The following is a 4,449-nucleotide window of genomic DNA, read 5'->3' on the forward strand; positions in this document are numbered from 1 at the left end:
GGTGGGTGAATCAGTACGGTACTACAACAGGGAACGTCCACACCTGTCACTAAAATACAAAACCCCCGATGCAGTGCATCGGGGGTTTTAACCTGAAAAGGTGTCAACCTATACCAGGACTAGTCATCTGTCGTCCACAACCCCTTTCGCAGACTCCCTTCAGCCTATTATTTACTCGTCTGTCTGACAGATGGCATTAACGCCCGATGGGATACGTTGAATTGAACTCAACCAGCAGTGGATTGTGATCAGAGGCCCGCGTGACCAGTACAGAAGCCTCGCTGACTTTCATATCACGGTAGAAGACAAAATCTAACGGACGGCCAAACGCTTTACGCCGATGGTCATCCGTGAAATTCACTTCTTGCAATGCCATCTCTTCGGCAAAGCGATACAGCGCGTTCATGCGCTGGCGGCTCCAGGCATTGAAATCGCCGGCCATGATTACCGGTCCGCGATGATGCTGAATCTGTTCGCCAATCGGCCCGAGTTGCTTACTGTAGACATCCACACCCAGGCTGAAATTCACCGCGTGAATGTTGACCACCATCAGCATTTCGCCGGTCGGTAGTGGATAGGCAGTCACCAGCGCAGATTTTGCCAGGCGTAATAAAGGTTCCCGCTCACGTAAAGGACAACAATACACAGGATGCGCAGAAGCCAGTGTCATTACGCCGGAAGGATGTTGAGGTAGGACAAAGGCAGGCACCTGATCGGCCGCGAGATAGTTACTGGTGGCGAATTTGACCAGCTCAGGTGTAGTTTGCGCTTCCTGTAGTAAAACCAGGTGAGCATCTTTGCCGAAACCCTGCAACACAGACATCCAGTCTGCCCGCTGCTGTTTGAAGATATTCCAGACTAAAACCCGCAATGCAGGATCCGCAGGTAACGGTGCACCAGGCGGCAGCGCCTGCCCCAGATGCAACATTGCCCCAGGCGGAAATATCCGCTCTGCAGGCTGACCCGCTGTATAACGCATTGCATATGTTTTCTTTCGCACTTTCCCGCCTGGCTGATTTACGACTACAACTTCACCTGACAGTTATAGGGATTTTAGGGCAGGGTTTCAATTGGCGTTGTTAATTGTCGGAATTAGCTTCACAGCATATTGCAGCAACAACCCGCCCTGTGGGCGAGTTGTTGATCTCACTATTCAGTGGCGAATACAGTACGGGGTTTGTCGAGCTGACCACTCAGTCTTACCAGTAATAGCGCGATAAAAACGATGACAGCACCAACCCAAGGGGTTTGAGCCAGACCGTAATGTTCGACAATATGACCGCCAACCAATGACCCCAGCGCAATGCCGATGTTAAACGCCGCAATGTTCAGTCCTGACGCCACATCAACTGCACCGGGCGCATAGTACTCAGCCTTTTGCACCACGTAAACCTGCAAACCGGGTACGTTAGCAAAGGCAAAAATTCCCATCACTAACACCGTTGCCAGCGCCATAAAGTGTGTATTTGCCGTGAACTGGAATACCAACAGCAACACTGCCAGCGCGCTAAAGATCAGGGTTAACGCAGGCACAGCGCCATGACGATCGGCTAGTTTGCCGCCCCAGATATTACCGATGGCTACAGAGATACCGTATCCCAGCAGAATCACACTTACGGCTGTTGGGGAAAACCCGGCCAATGATTGCATCATCGGCGCCAGGAAAGTGAAGGCGGTAAACACGCCGCCGTAGCCCAGCGCAGTGATGGCATAAATTAATAGCAGACGCGGATTCACCATGACGCGCGCTTGCTGCGCTAGTGTGGTAACAGGTGGTTGCGCAATATTACGCGGTATCAGCACCATGCTGCTGACTAAAGCAATGACACCTAACATGGAAACTGCGAGAAAACTTTCACGCCATCCAAAGTGTTGACCAATCAGCGTACCCAAGGGTACACCGGTTACCAATGCCACAGTCAGACCTCCAAACATGATGGCGATGGCACTTGCCGCCTTCTCTTTGCTCACCAGGCTGGTTGCAATCGTCGAACCGACCGAGAAGAAAACGCCGTGTGCCAGTCCCGTTAGCAATCGAGCAATCACCAACGTCTCATAGTTCGGTGCCAACCACGCGACTAAGTTGCCCACCGTAAAGAGCGCCATCAGCCCCATCAGCAGTGGCTTGCGCGGTACCTTGCCGGTTAAAGCGGTTAGCACTGGCGCCCCCACGGCGACACCAAGGGCATAAATTGAGACCAGCATTCCTGCGGAAGGCAGCGTGATGCTAAGTTGTTCCGCAATCGTTGGAATAAGACCTACGATAACGAACTCAGTGGTTCCGATAGCGAAGGCGCTGATAGTCAGCGCCCAGAGTGCAAGTGGCATGATTGACTCCCATGAATGTTTTGATGGGGATTATTATCGCGTCATGCTTTAATGACAAAAAGATGCAAAGTAAGAATAGACTTTTGCTTCGGAGAGCATAATGAAAGCATCGTCGGATGAGTTGAAAGTTTTTATCGCTGTGGTAGAAAGCGGCAGTTTTAGCCGGGCGGCTGAACAACTGCAGATGGCGAATTCGGCTGTGAGCCGCACAGTTAAAAAGCTAGAGAACAAACTTGGAGTGGCATTACTCACGCGAACTACACGTCAGCTCGCGCTTACTCAGGAAGGTGAGCACTACTTTAAACGCGTGCAGAAACTCATGCAGGAAATGTCGACCGCTGAAAATGAGTTAGTGGAATGGCAGCAATCCCCTCAGGGTGAATTGCGAATTGATGCGGCAACGCCGGTGATTCTGCATTTAATCTTGCCGATGATTAAATCATTTCGTGAGCGCTATCCAGACGTTACGCTGTCGCTGATTTCCTCCGAAAGCTTCATTAACCTGATTGAACGTAAAGTCGATGTAGCAATTCGCGCGGGCAATCTGACCGATTCCACCCTACGCGCGCGCTTATTGTTTACCAGCTATCGCAAACTTGTCGCAACACCGGCGTATTTGACTAAGCGCGGTGTTCCTGCTTCCATTGTTGATTTAGTCGATCACGAATGCCTGGCATTTGTTGAACCCTCGCGGTTAAACCGTTGGCCAGTTTCGGACAATGGCCGCGATCTATACGAGATTAAACAGGGAATGTCTTCGAATAGTGGCGAAACGATTAAACAGCTATGTCTGGATGATCAGGGTATCGCCTGTTTATCTGATTACATGGTGGACAGGGAAATCGCCGAAGGGACTTTTGTTGAGGTATTGCCGCAGCAGCGAGTTCCCGTGGAGATGCCGTTCAACGCGGTCTATTACAGTGATCTGGGTGTAAGTCAGCGTGCACGTGCTTTTATCGACTTTCTCAGCGAGTGGGTCAGGCAACAGCCCTGGCGAATGCAGGGCTGAGTACTGCTTAACTTAATCCCAGTCCGGAGCCAATCCTTCAGGGCTGACCAACCGCTGCTGGCGATCCAGTGATGAGATGCTTTTCATATCCTCCGCATCAAGCGTTAAGTTGGCAGCATCCATATTGCTGGCCAGATTATCGCGCTTAGTCGAAGAAGGGATCACGCTGAAGCCAGATTGCATCGCCCACGCCAAAACGATTTGTGCCGATGTTGCCTGATGTTTGCGTGCGATCGACTGGATGGTTTCATCCTTTAGTGCCTCACCGTAAGCCAATGTCATGTAAGAGGTGATATGCAATCCTTGCTGCTTAGCATACTCAACAACTGCGCGGTTTTGCAGGAACGGATGGAGTTCAATCTGGTTCGTGGCGATATTTTCAATGCCAACCGCTGCAATGGCCTCTTTCATCAGTGCAATCGGGAAGTTTGATATGCCGATTTGACGCGTCAAACCCGCTTCTTTTGCAGCCATTAATGCCTGCATACTCTCTTTAACTGATACTGCTGCGCCGAGTGAAGGCCAGTGAATCAATGTAAGATCAACATAATCGGTGCGCAGTTTTGACAGACTTTGCTGCAAACTCGGTATCAGTTTTTCACCAGACAGGTTTTCAATCCAGATCTTGGTGGTAATAAAGAGTTGATTACGAGCTATGCCACTTTCAGCAATTGCCTGACCAACGGCTGCTTCATTTTCATAGATTTGGGCGGTATCGATAGCGCGGTAACCGAGTTCCAGTGCAGTTTTCACGGAATGGATTACAACATCATCTTGCAGGCGGAAAGTGCCTAAACCAAAGGCTGGGATTGTCATGAGTTCCTCATCGTGTTGTGGTTTATTGCGATGGGAAGTATTTTGGCAGCTTTATTGTTGACGAAAAATCCGCTTATAAGCAGAAGAATATTGCGTTTAAATCAACAATAGGCACTAAATTTTGCACATGAAAAAGCCCTGACTTATTAAGTCAGGGCTATTCAATAAAGTGGCGGAACGGACGGGGCTCGAACCCGCGACCCCCTGCGTGACAGGCAGGTATTCTAACCAACTGAACTACCGCTCCACCGATACTGTACCAAAATCAGAAAATCGTTCTGAATTCGGGTGTTTCG

The 4,449-nt window shown here is 50.1% G+C and carries 4 protein-coding genes and 1 tRNA gene; 1 reads left to right on the forward strand and 4 read right to left on the reverse strand.

The features are described from left to right. Positions 1-196: 196 nt before the first annotated feature. Positions 197-1,000: an endonuclease/exonuclease/phosphatase family protein gene (locus tag LBW88_RS26390; RefSeq protein WP_224935649.1), complete on the reverse strand. Its 804-nt coding sequence runs from the start codon at positions 998-1,000 to the stop codon at positions 197-199. A 149-nt stretch (positions 1,001-1,149) separates the two neighbouring features. Then, on the reverse strand, positions 1,150-2,328 hold the full coding sequence (locus LBW88_RS26395) for an MFS transporter (RefSeq protein ID WP_224935647.1): 1,179 nt from the start codon (positions 2,326-2,328) through the stop codon (positions 1,150-1,152). Positions 2,329-2,428: 100 nt separating this feature from the next. On the opposite strand from LBW88_RS26395, the gene yafC reads away from it, so the two are divergent. Then, positions 2,429-3,337, forward strand: a complete 909-nt coding sequence (gene yafC, locus LBW88_RS26400; protein WP_224935645.1) for a DNA-binding transcriptional regulator YafC — start codon at positions 2,429-2,431, stop codon at positions 3,335-3,337. A gap of 12 nt (positions 3,338-3,349) precedes the next feature. Here the strand turns inward: yafC and dkgB are convergent, their stop codons facing one another. Further along, complete coding sequence (dkgB, locus tag LBW88_RS26405; protein WP_224935644.1) at positions 3,350-4,153, reverse strand: 2,5-didehydrogluconate reductase DkgB; 804 nt, start codon at positions 4,151-4,153, stop codon at positions 3,350-3,352. A 170-nt stretch (positions 4,154-4,323) separates the two neighbouring features. Further along, positions 4,324-4,400: transfer RNA gene (locus LBW88_RS26410), tRNA-Asp, on the reverse strand. Positions 4,401-4,449: the final 49 nt, after the last annotated feature.

Origin of the sequence: Pantoea sp. alder81, from assembly GCF_020179835.1 — a bacterium.
Taxonomy (GTDB): Bacteria; Pseudomonadota; Gammaproteobacteria; order Enterobacterales; family Enterobacteriaceae; genus Pantoea.